The organism is Dehalococcoidia bacterium (genome assembly GCA_028711995.1).
Lineage (GTDB): Bacteria > Chloroflexota > Dehalococcoidia > SZUA-161 > SpSt-899 > JAQTRE01.
The window spans coordinates 1-22,685 of record JAQTRE010000006.1 but is presented as its reverse complement, the minus strand read 5'-3'; the positions used below and the strand labels follow the sequence as shown (position 1 = coordinate 22,685).

The following is a 22,685-nucleotide window of genomic DNA, read 5'->3' as shown; positions in this document are numbered from 1 at the left end:
GAAGCTCTGATTAAACGGTAACTCTTGAGCAGCTTACTGAACAGGAGGTTACTATGGCGGAAATGAGAGATTACAGTGGAGCATTCAGGGCAGACTTCAAACCCCAGAATCTCACTCAAGATGCGATCATCCGGATGTGGATGGCAGCATCTGTCATGTATCTTGCAATGGACAAGATATGGTTCGGGCAGGTGGCGGAGCGATTCGGTGAGAATATTGCCTTCGAAATGTCGCTTCAAGTTTGGTCAAAGGCATCGGTAGCGGAGAGAAAACGGAGTGTTGAGGCTCTGAATATCCGGGGAATGATGTGGCCGCTTGCCTGAAGTTTTTCCAGGTAGCTCCGGGATGGGCCGGCTTCCACGATCTCGACTACGAACTCATTAACAAGAATCATGGCGTCGTCACCATCAAGCGGTGCCCCGCCCTTGAAAATTTCGAGAAGCATTACGGCGAAGAGCGCATCGAACTGGTTTGCCATCAGCTGGAAGCGGATTACATGAATGATTACACCCACTTTTTCAATGCAAAGATGAAGGCTACACCTGTCTTGCTACCGCCGCGACAAACTCCCAGGGATATCGCCTGCCGATGGGAGTTCAAACTTGGACAATAGTGGCACTTGCCTGAAGATAGTTGCCACATTTGCAGTTAGTGTTGCCGAAGGGTGACCAATAAAATAAAAGGGGTGACATGTGTCTCACAAGATCAGGTTCTGGCATAAACCTGCAATTCTGTTGCTGGCACTGACCCTGGTGATTCCGTTGATAGTAGCTTGCGATGACGATGAAGAGGCGGTAACAAATACTCCAGATATAACAACACCCACACAGACGTCCCCATCCGCGACAACTCCTGCCGCAACTACACCGGCATCAACAGTACAGAAGCCTCCCACGGTGCTTCAGGACAAATTCTTCGGAGCGCCGTACATCGATGTGGACGAGTGGCGAAACTCTCCTGTGAGGCATCGTTATGTGCACGGCGGTTTCAAGGATACCGACACCCGATTCTCGTTCTACTTGCCTCCGCCGGAGCAATATAACGGGAGGATGTTCCAGTTCCTGGAAGGGAGCCAGGGAGGCAGCGAAGACACCGTATCGTCTGCCTTCTCCGCATCACAAAAGCTAATTGAAACCGCTTTCAGTCTTGGAGGCTATCTTATCGAGTCCAACCAGGGCCATCTGGGTTCGGATATGTCCGGCCTTAAAGGAGATATGACTATTCTCGCTTACCGGGCGAGCGCTGAAACGGCCCGGTATTCCAAGCTGGTGGCTGCCGAGATGTACGGGGCTGAGCCCCATAACAGTTATGTATACGGTGGCAGCGGCGGAGGTGTCCGGTCGCTCAACTGTATAGAGAATGTCGCCGATGTATGGGATGGTGCTGTTCCATTTGTTGCGCCGCACGCTTCGCAGGGTCACTTCCTCTCCATTCAGGCCAATGCCGAGCGTTTGCTGGAACCCAAACTGGCTCAGATTAACGATGCGATCGAGGTGGGGGGAAGCGGAGATCCGTTTGAGGGTCTTACCACCGAGGAGGCCGAAGCGCTGGCTGCTCTGTATACGGCCGGATACCCTCGCGGTGTGCCGCTGGATTACCCATACGGCCAACTGATATCATGGTCGTACTATGCGGAGCTGCTCAAAACGGCTGACCCCACTTACTGGACGGATTTCTGGACGGTTCCCGGTTATGTGGGACACGATAATCCCGAAGCGGTGGCCGATAGCATTGTGAATCAGACGGCCCGGGTGACCCAGGTGCTGACGGCTAAGGAAATAATGGCTTACAAAGTAACCGAAAACACGGTCATCAGTGGAGGCGGCACCATTGCCCTGTTGATGGCTATGGGGCAACCCAGTGACGGCGCATTTGCAGTCAAACTGGATGTAGATGATGCTACGCTCAAGAAAATGCCCGGGGCACGACTGACGATCCGGAATGGAAAAGCCGCCGGACGCGAGTTGATCGTCTTCTGCATTGTTGACGGGATGATCTTGTGCCTAGCGTCCACCGAGGCTGGCAATCAGCAGTTCACCGGCGTGCAGGTCGGCGATGAGGTTCAGATCGATAACCGGGACTATCTGGCCCACTGCTATTGGCACCGCTATCAGGTTCAGCCGCAACTCTCGGGGTGGGAGCGCTTCCTGGTGGACGACAATCCCATTTATACACAGCGCCCCATTTGCCCACATCCCGCCGGCTTATACTACGATTACAAATTCCCGGGCAAGAAGATGATTCTGGTATTGAATACCTTTGATCGCGATTGCTGGCCCTCCACCGGTCCTGCCTATCAAGAGATGGTCCTGAAGAACCTTGGCCAAAGCATCAATGATACCTTCAGGCTGTGGTACACCGATCATGCGGATCACTCTGGCGTAATGATGGCTACCATGACATCGTCCAGCAAGCCGCCTGTCCCGTCAACCCGCTTGATCGACTACTCTGGCAATATCCAGCAAGCCCTAGCCGATCTGGTAGACTGGGTAGAAAACGGCAAGGCACCGGCACCCTCAACCAACTACGATTACAAAGATGGCAAGATCACCTTGGCCGATACGGCTGCTGAAAGGGGTGGCATACAGCCGGTGGTCACAGTGACTGCCAACAGTGCCTCTGATCGGTTAGAGGTTAAGGTGGGAACGACAGTCAACTTCTCTGCCGAAGCAGAAGTCCCTCCGGGAGCGGGAACACTTATCAAGGCTGACTGGGACTTCGAAGGCACCGGGGTTTATCCATTCACGAACACCGGAATCGACGGATCATTATCGAAAATGCAGTTCAGCGCCAGCTACACCTACACCAAGGCCGGTACTTACTTCCCGGTGGTGCGGGTCACCTCAAACCGCAGTGGCGATGTCAACGCCAAGCTGGGACTGGTGGATAATATGGCGCGCATTCGTGTTATTGTCACCCAGTGAGATCAAGCAGAAGAGGAATTCCTAAGAGTTTGGTAGTGATCAGAACATAATCGGAATATTGCTAAAAAGAAAAAGGAGAATATGGCAGAATTGAACGACTACAGCGGACCATTTAAGGCGGATTTCAAGCCTCAGTATCTCTCGAAAGACGCACTCACCCGGATGTGGGAGGCAGCATCATTCATGTACCTCAAAATGGACCAGATCTGGTTCCAACAGATGGTGGAGCGATTCGGAGAGGAGTTTGCCTGGGAGTTGTCTCATAAAGCCTGGTCCAAGGCGGCTGTGGCAGAGAGTAAACGGTGTGCCGAAGCTTTGAATATCCGGGGAACCGATGTGGCCGCTTGCATGAAGCTCTTCCAGGTAGCTCCGGCCTGGGCCGGATACTTGGATTTTGACTGCGAACTCATCAACAACAATCACGGCATCGTCACCGTCAATCGATGCCCCGCTCTCGATGTTTTTGAGAAGCAGAACAGCGAGGAGCGTATCAAACTGGTCTGCCAGAAGCTGGAACTGGATTTCATGTAAAGGATTATTGGCTGGAATCGTAGTAAATATTAAGAGGAGGAAAATATGGCAGAATTGAACGACTACAGCGGACCATTCAAGGCAGACTTTAAACCTCAGGATCTATCCAAAGACGCGCTTACCCGAATGTGGACCGCAGCATCATTCATGTATCTGGCGATGGACAAGATATGGTTTGATCAGATGGTAAAGCGATTCGGTGAGGACTTTGCTTGGGAGCTGTCACATAAGGTCTGGAGCAAGGCGGCTGTAGCAGAGAGCAAACGGTGTGCCGAAGCTTTGAATATCCGGGGGAACGATGTGGCCAGTTGTATGAAACTCGTCCAGGTGGCTCCGGCCTGGGCTGGCGTCTGCGATCTCGACTTTGAACTCATCAACAACAATCACTGCATCCTCACCGTCAAGCGATGTCCCGCTCTCGATGTTTTCGAGAAACATAACCGCGAGGACCGGATCAACCTGGTGTGCCACAAACTGGAACTGGATTTCATGGCCGATTACGCCCACTTTTTCAATCCCGAAATGCTGGCAACGCCCCTTTCCTTGCCTCCCCGCAAAAACCCTAGCCCTTATGATAGCGCTTGCCGATGGGAGTTTAAACTTGAAAAGTGATTAACTTTACATAATGTCATGACTTGTTGATAGCACTGGGAGGAAGGCAAATCCGAAATGTTCTGCTTTCGATTCTAGAGTGACCGCTCGCCCTTCGGCAGGCTCAGGGCGAGCGGTCACTCCTTCGATACCCTTCGGCACAAATAGAGCGCTTTTCCCTCTTTACTCTGATGATCCGTGCGCCTGTCGAACAATGTGATCAATGCCGTAACATTATGACAACCACTTTGTCGCTGAGGCTGAGGTTGTGGCATAATAGTATCGGTTCTAGCTACTACGCGGCCATTCGCAAGGTAGTACATAAGTATACATAATATATATAGTGCGACCATGCGTTGACGCTGAAGGGAGGTTCCGTTGGCAGGCGGATTTTTTCAAAACATCAAGTTTCGAGTCAGAAAATTCCTGGGGATGAATGGCATTCTTTGCGATACCTGTAAGTGGGATTGGCGCAGCGCCTGTCACAATCGCGAGCGCCCCAATGCCACCCAGTGCAAAGATTACGAAAAGCGCGGCTGACATATGGAAGATTTGTTCAAGTAATGTCAACCCTTGGCCCCCCATCTTGGGAGAGAAAAAGGAATTCAGGGGACACCCCCTTCGACAAGCTCGGGGCAGGCCCTAAAACCCCCGAAGGAGGAGTACTGCACCACTTACTTATTGAAAGGCTCAATAGCAAAGTGCCTCCGAGGCTCTTAGCCTCGGAGGCACTTTCTTTAACTGGTAACTTTATGTAAAGCTAGCCTAATCTTGCTTTCCCAGAACGCAAACCGCGCAAGTGAAACGACCAGGTATGCCGCCAAGATTGTGAGATACCCCGAACTTGGGGTCTTTCAGCTGACGTTTATCGGCCTTTCCCTGGAGCTGCTTGTAGAGTTCGTAGATCATTCGCAGCCCGCTTGCACCGACGGGGTGTCCAAAGCACTTCAAGCCGCCATCGGTATTGACCGGCAGCTTTCCATCAAGCGCGAAGAATCCTGAATCAACATCTTCCTTACCCTTGCCATGAGGGCTGAACCCGAGATCCTCATAGTTGATGAGTTCGGTGATGCTGAAGCAATCGTGAACCGACGCCATACTCACCTGCTCACGAGGATTGGTTATACCAGCCTCTGCATATGCCAGCTTCGCGGCCATAACCGTCTCCTCGAAATGAGTGAAGTCGTAGTCATCCTGCAATTGAGCCTGATCGGCGCCGCAGGCAACTCCAAGACCCTTCACCAGAACGTAATCCTTGCGGAGTTTCTTGGCTATTTCCGGAGTGGTGACAATCGCGGCGGCGGAACCATCGCTGACGCCACAGCAGTCGAACAGTCCCAACGGCCAAGCAAACATCGGCGCGTTCATAACTTGCTCCAAGGTTATCTCTCTGTGAAGATGCGCCTTCGGCGCCAGAGTTCCGTTATGGTGATTCTTTACCGATATCTTGGCCAAAGTCATTTTGCCGTCTTGAGGGCTTAACCCATAGCGGTGGAAGTATCGGGTGGCCGCCATGGCGAACTGAGCCGGCATTCCCATGAATACCTCGGGGTCAACCCAGGTATCCTGCGCTTTATGTCGGGAAAGTGAAGTCTCCAGTCCGCTATAACCGGTATCCTTGATCTTCTCCACTCCCAGCGCCAGTGCAATGTCATATGCTCCGGAAGCTACTCCGTAGCAGGCGTTGCGGAATGCATCGGTGCCTGTGGCGCAGGCATTTTCAATTCTGGTTATCGGTATATATTGTAACTTGAGAGGGGCTGACAACACTGTGCCACGGACGCCGGCCTGCGTTGTTCCTACCCAGGCTGCCTGAATATCCTTTGGCTGTATTCCCGCATCTTCATACGCCTCATAGGCAGCAGTGATCATCATGTCGGTAGCACTCTGATCCCACTTCTCACCGAAATAAGTACACCCCATACCTACTATGGCTACTTTATCTCTGATTCCTTTTGCCATCTTTCTTTCCTCCTGATAGGAGATGGTCTCCCAAATCCCGTGTTTTTCTCTTTAGCCAGCCTTATCGTACGGGCATGCATCGCCAGATATAGTTATGAATTCCTTCCGACACATAGAACTGCCTGAAGGTCATCTCTACCGGCATACCGACCTTTATGTCCTTGGTATCCCTGTCGGTCATGGTGGTAAATGCCCTGCCGCCGCCTTCGAAGTTGATCGCCGTCACCACCATTGGCGGATCCAAGGTGGGAGCCATGGTGTCGAGCGTATAGGTGAATACAGTGGCTTTCTTATCCGCGAAGCTGTAGGGTTGTCCCTGTCCCTTAGCCTGACACTTGGTACAAACGGTTTGCGGCGGGTACTGAGGATATCCGCAAGCTCCGCATTTGGTACCCTGGAAACGCAGGTTCTTGTCCACCTCTCTCAGCATGGCCGAGGGAGAAGGTGTCCGGAAGGGAGGACGCCGTGACGGCGCAGCCCGGCTGATTAACCCGCGCCAGACCATATAAGTCTCGTAATCAGGGAGCATTTTCTTGGACTTCAGATAGTCCTTCATGGTTTTCCCGGGTTTCCGAGCGGTCTCAATCTCTTTAGTCACCTTGAACATGAAGGCATCAGCGCCGTCCCCGTAACCGGCAAACAGAATCCGATCTCCGGGCTTGGCGTCTTCAAGAGCTGCGGTCAATGTCATCAAGGCGGATGCGGCCCCCGTATTGCCCACCAAATTCAACATGGGATCCTGAACTTGAGTCTTCGGGTCGAGGCCGAGCTTTTTGGCCATCTCTGTGTGCCTTCTGGCCTCCGGGGCGTAGAACACTACTTTGTTAAAGTCTTTAGGCGTCAGATTGTGTTTCTTCAGGAGAGTCGAAATCGCCAGAGGCAATGACTTCTGATAGCCCTCCTCGATGACGAAACGATCCTCCCAGGACCGCTCAAACTTGTCGCCAGCATCTCTCCAGATATCCAGCATTTCATGGCTAACGGAGCAGCTATCCTCGCATTCAGCGATCACATTCGAACTTCCGACAAGGATGGCCGCAGCGCCATCGCCAAACGTCTCATCCATCGAGGATCGAGGCTGCGCTGTTCGCATATCGGCAGCAGTCACCAGCGCTTGTTTATTCGACGCTCGAGCCGCATCCAGGGCTGCTTTTAGAGCGCTGGTTCCCGATTTCAGCGAACTACCGAAATCAGCGGTGAAGATATCTGACGCCAGATCACTGGCTACAGCAACAACGCTGGCATTACTTTTTTCGATGTAAGGCGCTGTCGTTGAAGCAAAATACAGGGCGACAATGTCCTTGCGTGAAGAATCGCCCAGGCAATTCCTCGCCGCAGCCACACTCATAGTTATGCTGTCTTCATCGCAATTGGCAACAGCCTTCTCGCCTTTTGCCGTCCAGCCGACAGAGCCGGGGCCCAGTCTATACCAGGGCACATATGCCCCGTATGAAACAATTCCTACCATTGTTTTCCCCCTTCAAGATTAGCAAACGACTTCTTGTTGAGTGCTCCGGTTCAACCTAGAGACCAACAATAGCCACGCTAACGATATTCTTATTTGGAACGCCGCCCATATTGTGCGTCAGGCCATATTTGGGATTCTTGATCTGCCGCGCGGGATTATCTACCTTCCCCTGCAACTGTTTGTACATCTCGTAAACCATTCTCAGTCCGGAAGCGCCGATGGGATGTCCGAAGCACTTCAGTCCGCCGGAGGGCTGGTTCGGGATCTTGCCGTCCAGATTGAAGAATCCGGCCTCGATATCATCCTTGGCATGGCCACGAGGAGAAATCGCGAGGTCTTCGTACTGGGTCAGCTCATTGATGGAGAAGCAGTCATGAGTTTCCATCATGCTCAGTTCTTCTCGAGGATTGGTTATTCCGGCCTCTTTATAAGCCTGCTGGGCGGCTCGATAAGTGGTCTCTACATGAGCGCCGTCCCAGTCAGTATACATCACTTCTTCTCCGGAACTCAGGGCAATCTGCAGGGCCTTAACGTAGACAGGGTCCTTCCGGAAATTCTTGGCCATATCAGCCCGAACCACGATAGCTGCCGCTGCTCCATCGCTCACGCCGCAACAGTCAAATAGACCCAGAGGCCAGGCGATGATGGGGGCGTTCATGATAGCCTCCACACTCACTTCCTTGCGAAGGTGAGCCTTCGGGTTCAAAGAACCGTTGTGATGACTCTTTGATGAAATCATCGCCAGGGCTCTTTTTCCTTCCTGCGGAGTCAAGTTGTATTTATTGAAATACCGGACAGCCATCATGGCAAACGATCCCGGGCCGGTTCTGTTCGGTCCGGTTAGTCTATCTCTGGTTCCGCCGGTACTCACGTTGGCGTTCTCAGGAAGTCCGCCGTAGCCGGTATCTTTCAGCTTCTCAACGCCGATGCACAGAGCGATGTCGCAGGCGCCCGAAACCACACCATAAACAGCTCCCCTGAGGGTTTCTGTTCCGGTGGTGCAGAAGTTCTCGGTCCTAGTCACTGGTATAAAGGGCAGTTTCAACGTGGTGGCTACGGTAATACCGCCCTTGCCCACGCTGACTTCCTCATAGTGAGTGCCGCACCAGACAGCGCCGATATCCTTCTTCTCTATGCCGGCATCTGCCATGGCTTCAAGATATGCATCAATCATCAAGTCCTCGGCGCCCTTGTCCCAAAGCTCGCCAAACTTGGTGCATCCCATCCCGATTATCGCTGCTTTATTCTTAATTCCTTCCGCCATCTCATTACCTCCCTAGAATATGCGCATCGCTATGCGCGAATGGGCACTGCCTTCCAGTGATATCCTTCGAAACCGCGCTGAACGTCATGATACCTTCTGCGGAAACTCATCTCCAGCGGCATTCCAATCTTTACGTTCTCCAATTCGCAGTTGCCGATATCGAACCAGAAACGCCCGCCGCCATCGAAGTCCACCACGCCGTAAACCGTCGGAGGGTTGATACTGAAGGAGAGATTATCCCCAGTATAGCTGAACACCTTGCACTTCTTATCCGCAAAGCGATAGTCTTCCATCTGATCGATGGCGCCGCAATCCGGTCTGACGCAAATTCTTTGAGCCGGATACTGAGGAGTGCCGCACTTCTTGCACTTTGAACCGACAAGACCCAGAAGGCCCCGGCGCTCCCTGTAGAGTCTGGTCACCTGGCTGAAGATAACCTCTTCGCCGCGAACGCCGATCTCAATCGGCAACTGATTGCGGAAGGCAAGATACTTCTGGTAGTTATCGAGATACTTCTTGTTGTTGAGATAACCCTTGAACCGGGCCTTGCCCTTGACATTATTGATCTCATCCGTCACCTTGAACAGGAGCGCATCGGCTCCTCCGCCAAAGCTGGCAACCAACAGCAGGTCTCCGGGTTTGGCTTCTTCCAGCGCGGCCACCAGCATCAGCAAAGGCTGGGCGGAACCGGCGTCGCCGACTGTCTCCAGCATGGTATCCTGAATCTGAGCAGCTTCGGCCCCGATCTTCTTGCATATGGCGGAATGCTCCCTGGCATAAAGTCCAGGGAATATCACCTTGGAAACGTCTTTCATGGTGATATTCTGCTGCTTCAGGAGACCCTGGATAGCTTCTTGAATGAAAGCAACATAACCGATATCCCGGTTGAACCTGTCTTCGGAAGCATGCTCAAACCTGTCATACTCAGCGCGCCAGTGTCCCATGAAGTCACGCGAGATGTTATAGAAACCCTCGAGCGTAGCCACGACCTTCTCATTGCCGATCAATAGCGCTGCACCGGCATCGCCGTAGAGCTGCTCTTCGTTCCCGCCTGATTTGGCCGGCCGACAGTCGGCAGCACAAACCATGATATTCTTCGATGATCCTGCTTTAACAGCATCGATGGCGGAAAGCAGCGCCGCAGTGCCGGACTTTGTTGAGTCGGTGAAATCGGCGTTTCTTATATTGGGTCTAAGATCAAGTGCGCCGGTGATAATGCCCGCATCCTGCCGATCCCGATAAGGAGCGGTGGTTGTGGCAAAAAAGACTCCGTCAACCTTCTCAGGAGCCAGATTTCCGAGACAAGCCTTGGCCGCTCCTACTGCCATTGTAATGCTGTCCTCATCGTCGCCGCATATCGCCTTCTCTCCTTTTCCGCGCGCGCCGTTTAGCCACCCCATAGCAGCAAAGATAGTGTCGCGCTTCATTCGATACCAAGGAACGTACGCATCATATGAAACAATCCCCGCCATACTGAACTCTCCTTTTCATTAGTTTTGCATCTCGCTTCGAAAACCCCCACATTGTGGGTAAGCTCGGTTCATTATTTGTAATCGTAGAAACCCTTGCCTGACTTCTTCCCGTACCAGCCGGAGATGACCATCTGCTTCAGGAGGGTCGGTGGCACGTACCTGGGATCCTTCCACTCTTCATAGATCGCCTGGCCGATGAACAGAACGGTATCAAGCCCGATAAAGTCGGCCAGCGTCAAAGGCCCCATGGGATGATTCAAGCCCAACCGGATAGCTGCATCGATATCTTCCCTGGAGGCAACCCCATTTTGAAGGGTTGTTATTGCTTGATAAAGGTAAGGGATCAGCAGAAGATTCACCAAGAATCCCGGCGTATCCTTGGCGATAACGATTTCCTTGTTCAGGGACAGACTGAACTTCTTGCTGGCTTCCATTGTCTCGTCGTTGGTGGCGATGGTCCTTACGATCTCCACGATCTTCATTATCGGTACCGGATTGAAGAAATGCAGACCCACCACCTGAGAAGGGCGTTTCGTCGCTGATGCGATCTCAATGATCGACAGACATGAGGTGTTGGTGGCTAGAATGGCATGTTTGGGACAGATTTTATCCAGATCGGCAAAAATCTGCTTCTTGAGCGGCATCTTCTCCACGGCTGCCTCGATCACCAGATCGCAACCGGAGAAATCATTCATATTGGTAGTGCCTTTGATCCGAGCCAGAGTGGCATCGGCATCGGCCTTGGCCATCTTGCCTTTCTCTACATTCTTGTCCAGAATTTTCTTGATTCCTGCCAAACCTTTTTGCAGGAGGTCTTCGTTGATTTCGGACGCTACGACTTCGTACCCGGATTGAGCACAGGTTTGCACAATGCCGGCCCCCATTTGTCCACATCCCACAACCCCTACCTTCTTTATCTGCATAACTTCATCTCCTTTTCCCAGACTTGCAGCTTCACCCGATCAGGGAAGCTATGTTCCTTTATATTGAGGCTTTCTCTTTTCCAAGAAGGCGGCAGAACCTTCTGCTGCATCCTTGGTGGAGAGGGCATAATCGAATAAATACTTCTCCACATACAAGCCGTCTTCAAGGTTCGTATTGAGTCCTCTCATCATCGCCTCTTTCGCTGCCCTCACGGCCATGGGACCGTTCTCACATATCTTGGCAGCCCATTCCAGAGCCGTGCTCAGAAGCTGATCCTGAGGAACCACCTTATTGACCAATCCGATGCGATAAGCTTCATTGGCATCGATGTTATTCCCCATGAGCAGCAGTTCCGCAGCCCTTGCCGAGGGAACCAACCTGGGCAATCTTTGAGTGCCTCCCCATCCCGGTATGAATGACCATTTGACTTCGGGCTGCCCAAAGACGGCATTCTCCGCAGCAATCCTGATATCGCAGGACATCGCCAGTTCCATGCCGCCGCCCAGCGCCATGCCGTTTACCGCGGCTATCAGGGGTTTCCATATATCGAGGCCTCTCATCGTTGTAGAGGGCTGGACGTATAACTTATCGGCTAGTCTGGGGATCATTGTCTTGATATCGGCTCCGGCACAGAAAGCTTTTTTCCCACTGCCGGTGACGATACCGACCAAAACATCGGGGTCATCTCGGAATTTGATCTGGATATTGCTGATTTCTTGTAGAAGATCGGGGTTGATCGAATTGAATGCTTCGGGGCGGTTGAGGGTGATAATTGCCACTTTGTCTTTCTTCTCATAGAGAACTAACATCGGGCCGACTCCTTTCCCTGCCTGACCATTGATTCTCCTGGATGCGGAATGATTCAACCGGCCAAGAACAGCAATTTATTCAGGGGATTATGTTATGTAAACTACATGCCTGTGTTAATCTGCTTCTCTCTGAAGCATTATGCTTCCAATTCCCATGAGGAATATAACATAAGCACGGGACTGAATCAACTATCACGATGGTACCGTCTCGTTGGGTCAATCAGAGTACTTGCATGAACGATCGTTCGCCTGTTTTTGTTCCCTTCCCTGAGGCCCTTTCTTGACGTGGAGCGGCTCATGATGGGCATGCCGTGTTTTTCCAACACGATGTGATTGGACTCTTCCTTCCAGGGGCCTGAGAGCGTCCCCTTCAAGGGCTCTCTTTAGGCGCCCTTACGAAGGATTGAGGATCGGTGAGGATATCGATACTGATGCCCAACCATTGAAAACGGTTTGCGCCATTCTTATTGAAGCAGATTTTGGGGTGTGATTGATGACTGCGAACTTGAGGATGGCTTATACATAAAAGTCTCCGCCATTCCACTCCACAAGTTTGCTCAAGATGGGTTTATAACAAACAGGGCACAGCCATCCGAATACTCTGTCAGGATCGTCCAGAAGCTCATCGCGGCTAAATTCACCGTGCCCATAGCCACAGTAATGAATGTAGACCATGACTCCGGTGTTCCCTTCAGATGGCTCTTTTCGGGATTCGGAATTGAACATAGAACGCATTATACCACACTTTGTCAATTTGTTCATGGGCCTAAAGATTTAGAAGGCATGAACATCTCGTCATATCAAGGCCCAAAGAACGACGGGGAAAACGACTTCGAGTTCTCTCTGCTCAGACCCATATGATCAGCAGCAGCCTGAGAAAGATTGCCACTTTGTGTCAATAGGTTAACACTATTTATGCGATTATATAGAGTTAACGCTATAATATTGCGCTAGTCAAAGATGACGGTCTCCTTGTGAAAATCGGGATACGTTTTGAGATAAGAGGCCTTCCTTCTAGGCACGATGATAGCACTTTCTTTTTCACAGACGCCCTTTCAGGCTCACAAGATTTGCTCTTCCGAACTCATCTTGTATTGGAAGAGACTAAATATGGACAAGACGGCATAAAATGAGGTATAATTCGAATCCGTGGGCCGCTAGCTCAATGGCAGAGCAACTGACTCTTAATCAGTAGGTTACAGGTTCAAGTCCTGTGCGGCCTACCATTTTCGAAAGCAACTTCGAATCAGGGCAAAATCTCTTCGGCGCCCATCTCTGTTGATCTTAATAGACTTCGTGATGCCCTTCTGCCCTACGGTCCACTCGAATCAGCCGAGATCCAGATTAAGAGGGGAATTCCCCACTGAACCCTGACATCCGGGATCAGCAGAAGAGACTGCCAGTTGCAGACCACGATCTTTATTGCTACAATCATCCTGTTGCGCATTGATTGCAGCAGACAGCACTTTTCGAAAATGGACACAAAATGCCGAGGTGGCGGAATGGCAGACGCGCTGCGTTCAGGGCGCAGTGTTCGAAAGGACGTGTGGGTTCAAATCCCTCCCTCGGCACCAACAATCTGCGCCTCTGGGAAAAGTCACTGTTTACACGCGCCTGTAGCTCAGTTGGATAGAGCGTAGCCCTGCGGAGGCTGAGGTCGTGGGTTCGAATCCCCCCAGGCGCGCCATCAAGACCGATCAGGGAACCTCAGGTGAAGCCCTGCTTACCCCGCTAGAAGACTTGACTGGCTCGAATCAGCATCATGGAAGGCAGCTCCAATCATAATTTGGTGAGCTGGCAGTTGAGATGTCCAAAGAAGGAACTCTACCGTATAGGGACAACTGCTCCTACAAACCGGCAGATCCGCATATCCCATGTTTCCAATGTGGTACTTGCTGCAGTCTGTATCGGGTGAAATTGAGTCTGGAGGAGGCCATGCACATCGCCGAGGAGTTGGGCATCAGCTCGGATGAGTTTCTGGAGCAATACGTTGAGGCGTTCCCATATGTGATTGACAGCTTCTGCCTTCGCCAGTCTGATGGAGCCTGTGTTTTCCTCAAGCCAGTGGAAGGCACTCGTTTGAAAGCTTGCTCGATTCATCCTTTCAAGCCCGCCGCCTGCCGGGAATGGACATCCGGCCTCCACCGGCGAGGCTGCCGGGATGGTCTGATTAAGTTCTGGGGATTGAGGGTAACTGCATCCGGTGAGATTCAGGGACCTCCGGAAAAGTTACGGGATTTTCAATCCTTTCTCCAACCACAAGGCCGGAAACAGGCTCCCATCTGAAACTCCTCTGACATTCCCGAATTAGGGCGATCACAGAGGATCGCCCCCACAGACTGCTGATGCCTGATCACCAATAGCTGGAGTTGGGACTATGAGAGATATGTATGTGACTTCAGTCATAGTTGGAATTCAAGCGCGCCGTTAGAATCGAATCAATCGATTCGGTCCTGTAGTGAGCCACAACGGATCGGAAATAAGATGGTTCGAATGGATACCGGGCCTACTGGGATGACTCTTGCCAATAGCCTTCACTTGAAGTAATATGGCAGTACCATAAAAAAGCTTCGAAGGGAACGCTCAACAAGGCTGGTGTTACAATACGAGACTGATCGGAGGAGAAATAGATGAGCATCCTTTTTTCCGGTTCTGAGATTATAGACGTTGCCGTTGGTATCGAGAACAACGGCGCTGCATTCTATGAAACGCTGGCGAAATTGGATGGAGAGGTAGCAGCTCAGAGCGTGTACAAGGGTCTGGCTGCGATGGAGAGGCAGCATGGCCAGATATTTGAGGGATTACGCTCAGTACTGGGCGGCTATGACCCAAAAGCTTCTTATGCCGAGGAATTCGATAGATATCTCAAAGCCCTGGTTGATTCCGCGATTTTTAGAGACGACAAAACCGCCCGGCAAATGGCAGAGAAAGTCACCAGCGATGCTGCGGCCATTCAGATTGCCATAGGGGCGGAGAAGGACTCCATACTTTTCTATTCGGAGATGCGCCGGATTGTCCCGAAGTCTACATTCAAGCTGCTGGATAGGATCATTAATGAAGAGAGGGGGCATTTACGAGAGCTCTCCGAGCTCAACGGGAAGCTTGCTGATCGTCAGGGGTAGCTGAAGGTTGAAAGGCTTGGCAACGAGCGCCGATAAAAAGGAGGAAAAGAAAATGGCAGTCAAAAAAGAGGGCGAAAAGTATCGCTGCAAGATTTGCGGCAACGAGGTCACCGTAACGAAAGTGGGTGGGGGAACCCTGGTTTGTTGCGGTAAGAACATGGAGTTGATGCAATAGATTAAGAGGGTAGCTGGCCCGACGTCGGGCCAGCTACCCTGAGTTCCAGCGCAAGGAGAGAAAACACAAATCGAGGCATCGAATGGACTCGAATACGAGTGCCCGGGCTCTGCCCGTGGGGAGGGAGGATTTCAATGCGCCAGGTTTATCTAGATAATGCCGCCGCAACTCCGTTGCTTCCGGAAGTTCTGGAAGCCATGCTCCCCTACTTCAGCAAAATATACGGCAATCCTCAATCGATTCACGGATGGGGAGATGGTGCCAGAGACGCTGTGGAAGAATCCCGGGGGAAAGTCGCCGACTTGATCGGGGGCCAACCCGAGGAGATCATCTTCACCTCCAGCGGGACGGAAGCCAACAACCTCGCCATCAAGGGATTGGCTCAGGCCCAGCAAACCAAGGGCAAGCATATTCTCATATCCTCCATCGAGCACTTTTCGGTGGCCAATGCCGCCAAGACGATGGAGAAGCGCGGCTTTGAGATCACCCATATTCCGGTCGATAAACACGGCCTGGTGGATATCGATAAGCTGGCTGCTGCAATACGAAACGACACTATCCTCGTTTCCATCATGCACGCCAACGGAGAAGTAGGTACCATCCAGGATATCAAGAGAATATCGCAGGTGGTCAAGAAGACCGGTGCTGTATTTCACACGGACGCGGTAGCCACTGCCGGCACAATACCGGTGAACGTCGCCGACCTCGGAGTCGATGCCCTCAGCATGGCGGCAAACCCGTTTTACGGTCCCAAAGGGGCAGGCGCGTTATGGGTTCGCAAGGGCACGCGAGTAATCCCTTTGCTCGATGGCGGAGTCCAGGAAGGCGGGAGGAGGGGAGGAACAGAGGACGTCCCGGCCATCGTGGGTATGGGAAAGGCCGCGGAACTGGCAAGGAGAGACATGAAATCGCGCATTGAGCATCTCTCCTTTCTGCGCGACCGATTGATCAAGGGGCTTATATCGGGGATCGACCATGTTATTTTGACAGGGCATCCGCAAAACCGGCTTCCCTGCAATGCCAGCTTTTGCGTGGAATTCATCGAAGGGGAATCGATGCTGATGATGCTCTCAGCCAAGGGGGTTGCTGTCTCCAGTGGTTCGGCATGCACCTCAAGGGCGCTCAAAGCTTCGCATGTGCTGACGGCTATGGGGCTCCCTCCGGAAATTGCCCAGGGGTCTTTGCTGTTCAGTATGGGGTTGGAGAGTACGCCGGAAGATATCGACTACGTGCTCGAAGTGATGCCGCCGATAGTCGAGCGGCTTCGACAGATGTCGCCACTTTATGACAAGTTCCTCAAAGAAAAGAAGGGAGGATGATGCGATGCCTATTTACAGCGAAAAGGTAATGGATCACTTTTCCAACCCTCGCAACGTGGGGGGGATCAAGGATGCCGATGGCATCGGCGAGGAGGGCAATCCGGTCTGCGGGGACATGATGACCTTCTATATCAAGGTCGATGACAAGGACCGCCTCAGCGATGTCAAGTTCAAAACCTTTGGCTGCGGGGCTGCCATTGCGGTTTCCAGCATGGTGAGCGAGATGGCCAAGGGCAAAACCATCGAGGAAGCGCAAAAGATCACGCCGGAACTGGTGGCTAAAGAGTTGGACGGGCTGCCCAAGAACAAGTTTCACTGTTCCAATCTCGGCGCTCAGGCGCTGAATAAAGCTATCGATAACTACCTGGTGAAACAGGGCAGAAAAGAGCCGTCGCCTGAAAAGCACGAGCATGAGGAGGGAGAATCATGCGAAACGAACTGAAAGGGGAAAAGGACAAAGCGCAAAGGCCGGGATGTCCCTATTGCGATGAAGAAGTCAAAAACGCCAAAAACCCATTCTGCCAACCCTGCGGGGTGACTTTGCCGTCTTGCGCCAGTTGTCACGAGGTGGTGCCAAAAGATGCGACCACTTGTCCCTACTGCGGGGCCAAGCTGAAATAGTTAACAAGAAGGTGCAGGGATACTTCCCTGCCGGGGGTTCGGGGAGCCTGTCCTGAGCTTGTCGAAGGATGTCCCCCGATTTCCCTCTGTTCCCCCAAGATTGGGGGCGAGGGGGTTGATAAGGGTTTAGCGAAGCTTGTCTGGATTAAATGCAGGAGCTTCTTATGGCAAAAAAGGTTACAATTATTGTCTTCAGCGGGGAAATGGATAAGGCTCTGGCCGCTTTCAATATTGCGATCGGGTCTGCTTCTTCGGGGATGGAAGTCAGCATGTTCTTCACCTTCTGGGGGCTGAATATCATCAAAAAGGACGAAGGCCCTATCAAGAGCAAAGGGATCATGAGGAAGATGCTCAACTTCATGAATCGGGGCGGCTCAAAAAGGGCCAAGCTCTCCAAATTCCACATGATGGGCGCGGGCACGTGGATGATGAAACGCCTGATGAAAGACGTGAACTTTCCTCAGTTGGAGGAGCTGGTAACCATGTCCCATGAGATGGGAGTGAAGTTTATCGCCTGTACCACCTCGATGGGCATGATGGGAATCGGGAAAGAAGCCTTTATCCCCGAAGTGGATACCTTTGCCGGTGTGGCCACCTATCTGGCCGATGCCTCTGAGGGCCAGGTCAATCTCTTTATTTGAGATCAGTGAACACCAGTTATCAATTGTCGGTAGGGGAGATTCCCTGTGATCGCCCTTCGAGAGAGTATAGGAGACAGGGATACCCTCTAATATTGGTATAGACTCCGGCCTTCAGCGGAGTGACGGGGAATCTAAGATCAGTTGTCAGGGTGTGCAGAGGGCTTTCCCTCTGCCGGAGGCCCGCCCTCGACCTCGATCGGGGGTTTGGGGGTGTCCCCCAAGTTTCTTTTTCTTCCCCCGCTCCTTGAGGAGAGGGGGATCGAGGGGGTGAGGTAATCAATGGAGATTGCCACGCCCTTCCAGGGCTCGCAATGACAGATAGAGGAGATGCATTCATGAAAGCAGATGCCACATTAGATTGCGTTGGACTTTACTGTCCCATGCCCATTGCCCACACATCCAAAAAGATGAAGGATCTGAAGGTGGGAGAAGTGCTGGAAATTCTGGCCGATGACGAGGGAATCAAATCGGATATGCCTGCCTGGTGCAAAACCACCGGGAACCAGTTTGTGGGAATGGAAGAGGAAAAAGGCCAGTATAAAGTGTACGTCAAGAAAACGAAGTAGCGATTGGCGATCAGTCATCGGCATTCAGCAGTCGGCCAGAACCATAGCTGATCGCTGATAAGTGATCGCGGGCATCTCAAAGGGAGGTGGGTGATGGAACCGTTGGAAATGGCTATTCAAATGGAAATCGAGGGCAAGGAATTCTATCTCAAGGCCAGTGAAAAGGCAGGGGATGAACTGGGCAAGGAGCTTTTCGCACGGCTGGCTCAGGAGGAGGATTCCCACGCCGCCAAGGCGCGAGAGATCAGCGACTTCCTGAAGCGGGGCGAGAAGCCGATGGCAATAGAGGAATCTCTCGATAAGGGCAAGAAAACGAAATCCATTTTCGCCAAAGCCAAGAAGGGGCTTGCCTCCAGGCGCAAAGTCGCCTCGAATGAGATGGAAGTGATCAAGCTTGCCTTGAACATGGAAGAGAAGAGCCGCAAATTCTACGAAGATAACAGCGGTCATGCGGGGTCGGATTTTGAAAAAAGATTCTTCACCGCTCTGGAACAAGAGGAACGGGGGCATTATCTTTCTCTGGTGGACTATCGCGAGTATCTGATCGATACCGCCGGATGGTTTGCCAAGAGCGAACATATCAGCTTGGACGGAGGTTAGAAACCATGTTGAAAATACAACACCTGGCTGTGGCCATAGGGGATAAGGAAATCCTGCGCGACGTCAACATCGCTATCGGAGCAGGCGAAACGCAAGCCCTTTTTGGGCCTAACGGCAGCGGCAAGACAACGCTGCTCATGGCGATTATGGGCTTTCCTCGCTACAAGATAACGCGCGGGAAGATTATCTTCAAAGGGCAAGATATCACTCACACATCACTTGATGAGAGGGCCCGCATGGGAATCGGCATGTCTTTCCAGCGCCCGCCGGTGGTGAGAGGAGTGAAAACCCGGGACTTAGTGGTGGCTTCTTCAGGAGGGAAAGCCGATGATCTGGCCATCGACTCTCTGGCCCAACGACTGAATGTGGTCGAACTCATGGACCGAGAGATCAACTATGGTTTTTCCGGAGGTGAGATCAAGAGGTCGGAACTGATGCAGCTTCTGGCACAGGCACCCGATCTGGTGCTTCTGGATGAACCCGAATCGGGAGTGGACCTGGTCAATATGGCGCTGATCGGTCAGATGACCAATGAATTGCTCCAGAAGGATTTGCACCGTTCCCGCACTCGCTCCGGACTGATCATCACCCATACCGGGCACATCCTAGATTATGTCCATGCCGGGAAAGGGTATGTGATGATCGATGGCCGGGTGATCTCCGATGGCGAGTCGGTAGAAATCCTGAAGTGCATCAAGGAAAAAGGGTTTGAGGAGTGCCGCGTATGTCAGAGATGAAGACTCAAAGCAGCCGCGATCTGGCGGAAAAAGCCATCGGCAAAGCCGCCGCACTCGGGCCCGATATCGATCTGAGCAAGTATACCGGCAAGAGCGACGAACACGATTACCATAAAGACCCTTCACAAATGACCCCGGAAGAAAAGGCCATCATGATGAAGGTAGGGGTGGTTCTGGATGACCTGAGCCAGCGCACGGGAACCTTCATTCAGCAGGATCAGAAACCGGTACATTTTTCCACGGTCCAGGAAGGTGTGGAGGTGATGAGCATTTCCGAGGCCTTCAAAAAGCACGCCTGGCTGGGGGATTACTGGTGGAAGGCGGTGAAGGTCGATGCGGACAAGTACACGGCGCACGTGGAGCTGAACGAAACCGATGGGTATTTCATTCGGACGTTGCCCGGCGTCAAGACCAGCTTCCCGGTTCAGGCCTGTCTTTACCTGGGGCACAAGCAACTGGCCCAGCGGGTTCATAACGTGGTCATCGCCGAAGAGGGCTCTGAGCTTCATATCATCACCGGATGCACCACTCATCCGATGTCGGCAGGGTTGCATCTTGGGGTGTCTGAGTTTTATATCAAGAAAGGGGCCAAAATCACCTTCACCATGATTCACAACTGGGCTCCTGAGGTGGAAGTCCGTCCCCGCAGTGTGGCCATTATTGAAGATGACGGTATTTTTCTGAACAACTACGTATCCATGAAGCCCGTGCATTCAATGCAGATGTATCCCACGGCGCATTGCGTGGGCCAGAACTCTATTGTCCGATTCAATAGCGTGCTGGTGGCTCCCGAGGGTTCGCATATCGATGTGGGATCGCGGGCAATTCTGGACGGCAAAGGAGCCCGCGCTGAAATCGTCTCCCGGACGATCACCACCGGCGGCACCATCATTGCCAGGGGCGATATTCAGGCAAACGTGCCAGACGTCAAGGGGCATTTGGAATGCCGGGGATTGATCCTTGGAGAGAAAGGCGTGATTCATGCCATCCCGGAACTGATTGGACGCGTGGCCGGAGTCGATCTTTCGCACGAGGCCGCCGTGGGGAAGATTGCTGAGGAAGAGGTGGAATACCTGATGGCGCGCGGGCTCACTCGCGATAAAGCTACGGCTATGATCGTGAGGGGATTTTTGAAAGTGGATATCGAAGGACTGCCGCCTGAGCTTGAGGCAGAGCTGAAACGAGCGATCGAAGAGAGCGAGGAAGAGCTATTCTGATAACGGGAACGGGAATTCCAGAGAGTGCAGGGATACTTCCCTGCCGGGGGTTTGGGGGTGTCCCCCAAATTCTTTAATCTTCCCCCAAGAGTGGGGGCCAGGGGGTTGACTTGGATTTAATCAAAATTTCCTCACGAATAAGAAAGGAGTAGAGAATGCATCATCTGAAAGGAAGCAAGACAGAACAGAATCTACTGGCATCGTTTGCCGGAGAATCGCAGGCGAGGAATCGCTACACCTACTTTGCCTCCGAGGCAAAAAAGGCCGGGTTTGAACAAATCGCGGCGATATTCCTAGAGACTGCCGATAACGAAAAGGAGCACGCCAAGAGATTCTTTCAGTTCCTGAAGGGCGGAGAGGTTCAGATCACCGCCAGCTACCCTGCGGGGGTCATCGGTGACACCGCAGCCAATCTTTTTGCCGCAGCAGAGGGTGAGCACCTGGAGTGGACCAAGCTTTACAAGGAAGCGGAAAAGGTGGCGCGCGAGGAAGGGTTCAAGGAAATCGCCGATCTGTTCAAGGAGATCGGGGAGGTTGAGGAAGAGCACGAAAAGCGATACCGCAAACTGCTGGCCAACGTCAAGGAAGGCAAGGTCTTCAAGAAGGACAAGGTGGTTAAGTGGCATTGCCGCAACTGTGGCTATATCCACGAAGGCGCCGAGGCTCCAACTGAATGTCCGGCCTGTGCTCATCCGCAGGCATACTATGAACTCTGGTGTGAGTCTTATTAGTAAGGGCGTATATGATACGCCCCAGAGATTCCAAAAACACTTGAAGGGGGCAGAATGGACCCAAAAGCTTTATACAGTCTGACCTATGGCCTCCATGTAATCGGAGCCAGCAACGGCAAGATCAACAACGCGCAGATCATCAATACGTTGATCCAGGTGACCTCGCAGCCATTGAGGGTTTCCATTTGCATCAACAAAAACAACTTCACCCATGAGCTGCTCAAGCAAAGCAGAGCTTTTTCGGCTTCCATTCTGGAGCAGGATACTCCGCTTAACTATATCGGCAGCCTGGGATTCAAATCGGGACGTGATGGGGACAAGCTCGCGGGGCTCAAATGGAAGAAAGGCCAGACCGGCGCGCCGATCCTCACGGACTATGCGTTATCCTATCTGGAGGTCAAGGTCACCGGGGAGCAAGATATCGGGACTCACACGATGTTCATTGGCGAGGTGGTGGCGGCAGAAGTAATCAAAGAGGGCGAACCTCTGACCTATGCCTATTATCAAAAGGTCAAGAAGGGCACAACTCCCAAGACTGCCCCATCCTATATCGAAAAGAAGGAGGAAAAGGCCGTGAAGATGGATAAGTACGAATGCGGTGTCTGCGGTTATATCTATGATCCGGCAGCAGGCGATCCAGAAAGCAAAATCCCGCCGGGCACTCCATTTGAGAAATTGCCCGATAACTGGGTTTGCCCGGTTTGCGGGGCAGGAAAGGACGAGTTCAAGAAAGTTGCCTAGCGCAGTAGTATTTTGATAATGGCTTTACAATGATGACTGTCATTCCGGACTTGATCCGGAATCCAGGATTCGTTATATGGATTCCCGCTTTCGCGGGAACGACAATACCATTACCTGAATATTCAAAGCAAGCGTTGTTACACTAAGGAATCTCTGATTAAGTCCCGAATCATGCGATAATAATGGCAGATCAACTCAAGGAGACCTGCCGTGATAAATGGACCCACATTTGCCAGCCTGGCCTATGACAATAAGAAGAAGAGGACTCGT

At 52.2% G+C, this 22,685-nt stretch carries 26 protein-coding genes and 3 tRNA genes; 23 read left to right on the top strand and 6 right to left on the bottom strand.

The annotated features are described in order from the left end of the window. Positions 1–53: 53 nt before the first annotated feature. From PHV74_02140 to PHV74_02115, 6 genes are all read left to right on the top strand, one after another. The gene (locus tag PHV74_02140; GenBank protein MDD5093163.1) at positions 54–323 is read left to right on the top strand and encodes a DUF6125 family protein; all 270 of its coding nucleotides are present in this window, start codon (positions 54–56) and stop codon (positions 321–323) included. Then, positions 308–613 carry a hypothetical protein gene (locus tag PHV74_02135; GenBank protein ID MDD5093162.1) on the top strand — a complete coding sequence of 102 codons (306 nt, stop codon included), beginning with the start codon at positions 308–310 and terminating at the stop codon, positions 611–613. Before PHV74_02140 ends, PHV74_02135 begins: the two co-directional genes overlap by 16 nt. 79 nt (positions 614–692) lie before the next feature. After that, a complete protein-coding gene (locus PHV74_02130; protein MDD5093161.1) occupies positions 693–2,924 on the top strand; it encodes a tannase/feruloyl esterase family alpha/beta hydrolase in 2,232 nt (743 codons plus the stop codon). An 81-nt stretch (positions 2,925–3,005) separates the two neighbouring features. After that, positions 3,006–3,455: a DUF6125 family protein gene (locus tag PHV74_02125; protein MDD5093160.1), complete on the top strand. Its 450-nt coding sequence runs from the start codon at positions 3,006–3,008 to the stop codon at positions 3,453–3,455. A gap of 45 nt (positions 3,456–3,500) precedes the next feature. Then, positions 3,501–4,067, top strand: coding sequence for a DUF6125 family protein (locus tag PHV74_02120; protein MDD5093159.1), 567 nt, complete (start codon positions 3,501–3,503; stop codon positions 4,065–4,067). 357 nt (positions 4,068–4,424) lie between these two features. Further along, a complete protein-coding gene (locus PHV74_02115) occupies positions 4,425–4,586 on the top strand; it encodes a hypothetical protein (GenBank protein ID MDD5093158.1) in 162 nt (53 codons plus the stop codon). Positions 4,587–4,811: 225 nt separating this feature from the next. On the opposite strand, the gene PHV74_02110 is transcribed toward PHV74_02115, so the two are convergent. The 6 genes from PHV74_02110 to PHV74_02085 all read right to left on the bottom strand — a co-directional run bounded on the left by PHV74_02110 (position 4,812) and on the right by PHV74_02085 (position 11,945). Continuing rightward, positions 4,812–6,008, bottom strand: a complete 1,197-nt coding sequence (locus PHV74_02110; GenBank protein MDD5093157.1) for an acetyl-CoA acetyltransferase — start codon at positions 6,006–6,008, stop codon at positions 4,812–4,814. A 61-nt stretch (positions 6,009–6,069) separates the two neighbouring features. Then, positions 6,070–7,476 carry a hydroxymethylglutaryl-CoA synthase gene (locus tag PHV74_02105; protein MDD5093156.1) on the bottom strand — a complete coding sequence of 469 codons (1,407 nt, stop codon included), beginning with the start codon at positions 7,474–7,476 and terminating at the stop codon, positions 6,070–6,072. A 55-nt stretch (positions 7,477–7,531) separates the two neighbouring features. Then, positions 7,532–8,740: an acetyl-CoA acetyltransferase gene (locus tag PHV74_02100; protein ID MDD5093155.1), complete on the bottom strand. Its 1,209-nt coding sequence runs from the start codon at positions 8,738–8,740 to the stop codon at positions 7,532–7,534. 29 nt (positions 8,741–8,769) lie between these two features. Next, a complete protein-coding gene (locus tag PHV74_02095; GenBank protein ID MDD5093154.1) occupies positions 8,770–10,212 on the bottom strand; it encodes a 3-oxoacyl-[acyl-carrier-protein] synthase III C-terminal domain-containing protein in 1,443 nt (480 codons plus the stop codon). A 71-nt stretch (positions 10,213–10,283) separates the two neighbouring features. Further along, on the bottom strand, positions 10,284–11,129 hold the full coding sequence (locus tag PHV74_02090) for a 3-hydroxybutyryl-CoA dehydrogenase (protein ID MDD5093153.1): 846 nt from the start codon (positions 11,127–11,129) through the stop codon (positions 10,284–10,286). Between the two features lie 54 nt (positions 11,130–11,183). Next, entirely contained in the window at positions 11,184–11,945 is a 762-nt protein-coding gene (locus tag PHV74_02085; GenBank protein ID MDD5093152.1) for an enoyl-CoA hydratase-related protein, read from the bottom strand. A gap of 486 nt (positions 11,946–12,431) precedes the next feature. Between PHV74_02085 and PHV74_02080 the strand changes: the two genes are divergently transcribed. From PHV74_02080 to PHV74_02000, 17 genes are all read left to right on the top strand, one after another. Then, on the top strand, positions 12,432–12,806 hold the full coding sequence (locus tag PHV74_02080) for a hypothetical protein (GenBank protein MDD5093151.1): 375 nt from the start codon (positions 12,432–12,434) through the stop codon (positions 12,804–12,806). Positions 12,807–13,096: 290 nt separating this feature from the next. After that, a tRNA-Lys gene (locus PHV74_02075) sits at positions 13,097–13,171 on the top strand. Positions 13,172–13,433: 262 nt separating this feature from the next. Beyond that, a tRNA-Leu gene (locus PHV74_02070) sits at positions 13,434–13,519 on the top strand. 36 nt (positions 13,520–13,555) lie between these two features. After that, positions 13,556–13,632 (top strand) — tRNA-Arg (locus PHV74_02065). Between the two features lie 119 nt (positions 13,633–13,751). Then, on the top strand, positions 13,752–14,231 hold the full coding sequence (locus PHV74_02060; protein ID MDD5093150.1) for a YkgJ family cysteine cluster protein: 480 nt from the start codon (positions 13,752–13,754) through the stop codon (positions 14,229–14,231). A 344-nt stretch (positions 14,232–14,575) separates the two neighbouring features. Continuing rightward, positions 14,576–15,067, top strand: coding sequence for a ferritin family protein (locus tag PHV74_02055; GenBank protein MDD5093149.1), 492 nt, complete (start codon positions 14,576–14,578; stop codon positions 15,065–15,067). Between the two features lie 52 nt (positions 15,068–15,119). Next, the gene (locus PHV74_02050) at positions 15,120–15,242 is read left to right on the top strand and encodes a desulfoferrodoxin FeS4 iron-binding domain-containing protein (GenBank protein MDD5093148.1); all 123 of its coding nucleotides are present in this window, start codon (positions 15,120–15,122) and stop codon (positions 15,240–15,242) included. A 134-nt stretch (positions 15,243–15,376) separates the two neighbouring features. Then, positions 15,377–16,561 carry a cysteine desulfurase family protein gene (locus tag PHV74_02045; protein MDD5093147.1) on the top strand — a complete coding sequence of 395 codons (1,185 nt, stop codon included), beginning with the start codon at positions 15,377–15,379 and terminating at the stop codon, positions 16,559–16,561. A gap of 10 nt (positions 16,562–16,571) precedes the next feature. Continuing rightward, entirely contained in the window at positions 16,572–17,003 is a 432-nt protein-coding gene (locus PHV74_02040) for an iron-sulfur cluster assembly scaffold protein (GenBank protein MDD5093146.1), read from the top strand. Continuing rightward, positions 16,988–17,182, top strand: a complete 195-nt coding sequence (locus PHV74_02035; protein MDD5093145.1) for a zinc ribbon domain-containing protein — start codon at positions 16,988–16,990, stop codon at positions 17,180–17,182. The genes PHV74_02040 and PHV74_02035 overlap by 16 nt, the downstream gene beginning before the upstream one ends. A gap of 164 nt (positions 17,183–17,346) precedes the next feature. Continuing rightward, positions 17,347–17,823, top strand: a complete 477-nt coding sequence (locus tag PHV74_02030; GenBank protein ID MDD5093144.1) for a DsrE/DsrF/DrsH-like family protein — start codon at positions 17,347–17,349, stop codon at positions 17,821–17,823. A gap of 335 nt (positions 17,824–18,158) precedes the next feature. Beyond that, positions 18,159–18,389 (top strand): sulfurtransferase TusA family protein, encoded by a 231-nt coding sequence (locus PHV74_02025; protein ID MDD5093143.1) that lies wholly within the window; start codon positions 18,159–18,161, stop codon positions 18,387–18,389. Between the two features lie 93 nt (positions 18,390–18,482). Beyond that, the gene (locus PHV74_02020; GenBank protein ID MDD5093142.1) at positions 18,483–18,989 is read left to right on the top strand and encodes a ferritin family protein; all 507 of its coding nucleotides are present in this window, start codon (positions 18,483–18,485) and stop codon (positions 18,987–18,989) included. A 5-nt stretch (positions 18,990–18,994) separates the two neighbouring features. Continuing rightward, positions 18,995–19,726, top strand: coding sequence for an ABC transporter ATP-binding protein (locus PHV74_02015; GenBank protein ID MDD5093141.1), 732 nt, complete (start codon positions 18,995–18,997; stop codon positions 19,724–19,726). Beyond that, on the top strand, positions 19,723–20,943 hold the full coding sequence (locus PHV74_02010) for a SufD family Fe-S cluster assembly protein (protein MDD5093140.1): 1,221 nt from the start codon (positions 19,723–19,725) through the stop codon (positions 20,941–20,943). The genes PHV74_02015 and PHV74_02010 overlap by 4 nt, the downstream gene beginning before the upstream one ends. Positions 20,944–21,098: 155 nt before the next feature. Then, entirely contained in the window at positions 21,099–21,674 is a 576-nt protein-coding gene (locus PHV74_02005) for a rubrerythrin family protein (protein ID MDD5093139.1), read from the top strand. Between the two features lie 54 nt (positions 21,675–21,728). Then, positions 21,729–22,415, top strand: coding sequence for a rubredoxin (locus PHV74_02000; GenBank protein MDD5093138.1), 687 nt, complete (start codon positions 21,729–21,731; stop codon positions 22,413–22,415). The last annotated feature ends 270 nt before the right edge of the window (positions 22,416–22,685 follow it).

Coding starts and splice junctions, on each gene's coding strand:
- PHV74_02010 (MDD5093140.1), top strand. CDS start 19,723: ATGAAGACTCAAAGCAGCCGCGATCTGGCGGAAAAAGCCATCGGCAAA.
- PHV74_02120 (MDD5093159.1), top strand. CDS start 3,501: ATGGCAGAATTGAACGACTACAGCGGACCATTCAAGGCAGACTTTAAA.
- PHV74_02085 (MDD5093152.1), bottom strand. CDS start 11,945: ATGTTAGTTCTCTATGAGAAGAAAGACAAAGTGGCAATTATCACCCTC.
- PHV74_02110 (MDD5093157.1), bottom strand. CDS start 6,008: ATGGCAAAAGGAATCAGAGATAAAGTAGCCATAGTAGGTATGGGGTGT.
- PHV74_02140 (MDD5093163.1), top strand. CDS start 54: ATGGCGGAAATGAGAGATTACAGTGGAGCATTCAGGGCAGACTTCAAA.
- PHV74_02050 (MDD5093148.1), top strand. CDS start 15,120: ATGGCAGTCAAAAAAGAGGGCGAAAAGTATCGCTGCAAGATTTGCGGC.
- PHV74_02020 (MDD5093142.1), top strand. CDS start 18,483: ATGGAACCGTTGGAAATGGCTATTCAAATGGAAATCGAGGGCAAGGAA.
- PHV74_02030 (MDD5093144.1), top strand. CDS start 17,347: ATGGCAAAAAAGGTTACAATTATTGTCTTCAGCGGGGAAATGGATAAG.
- PHV74_02005 (MDD5093139.1), top strand. CDS start 21,099: ATGCATCATCTGAAAGGAAGCAAGACAGAACAGAATCTACTGGCATCG.
- PHV74_02100 (MDD5093155.1), bottom strand. CDS start 8,740: ATGGCGGAAGGAATTAAGAATAAAGCAGCGATAATCGGGATGGGATGC.
- PHV74_02000 (MDD5093138.1), top strand. CDS start 21,729: ATGGACCCAAAAGCTTTATACAGTCTGACCTATGGCCTCCATGTAATC.
- PHV74_02095 (MDD5093154.1), bottom strand. CDS start 10,212: ATGGCGGGGATTGTTTCATATGATGCGTACGTTCCTTGGTATCGAATG.
- PHV74_02045 (MDD5093147.1), top strand. CDS start 15,377: ATGCGCCAGGTTTATCTAGATAATGCCGCCGCAACTCCGTTGCTTCCG.
- PHV74_02125 (MDD5093160.1), top strand. CDS start 3,006: ATGGCAGAATTGAACGACTACAGCGGACCATTTAAGGCGGATTTCAAG.
- PHV74_02025 (MDD5093143.1), top strand. CDS start 18,159: ATGAAAGCAGATGCCACATTAGATTGCGTTGGACTTTACTGTCCCATG.
- PHV74_02015 (MDD5093141.1), top strand. CDS start 18,995: ATGTTGAAAATACAACACCTGGCTGTGGCCATAGGGGATAAGGAAATC.
- PHV74_02105 (MDD5093156.1), bottom strand. CDS start 7,476: ATGGTAGGAATTGTTTCATACGGGGCATATGTGCCCTGGTATAGACTG.
- PHV74_02060 (MDD5093150.1), top strand. CDS start 13,752: ATGTCCAAAGAAGGAACTCTACCGTATAGGGACAACTGCTCCTACAAA.
- PHV74_02035 (MDD5093145.1), top strand. CDS start 16,988: ATGCGAAACGAACTGAAAGGGGAAAAGGACAAAGCGCAAAGGCCGGGA.
- PHV74_02055 (MDD5093149.1), top strand. CDS start 14,576: ATGAGCATCCTTTTTTCCGGTTCTGAGATTATAGACGTTGCCGTTGGT.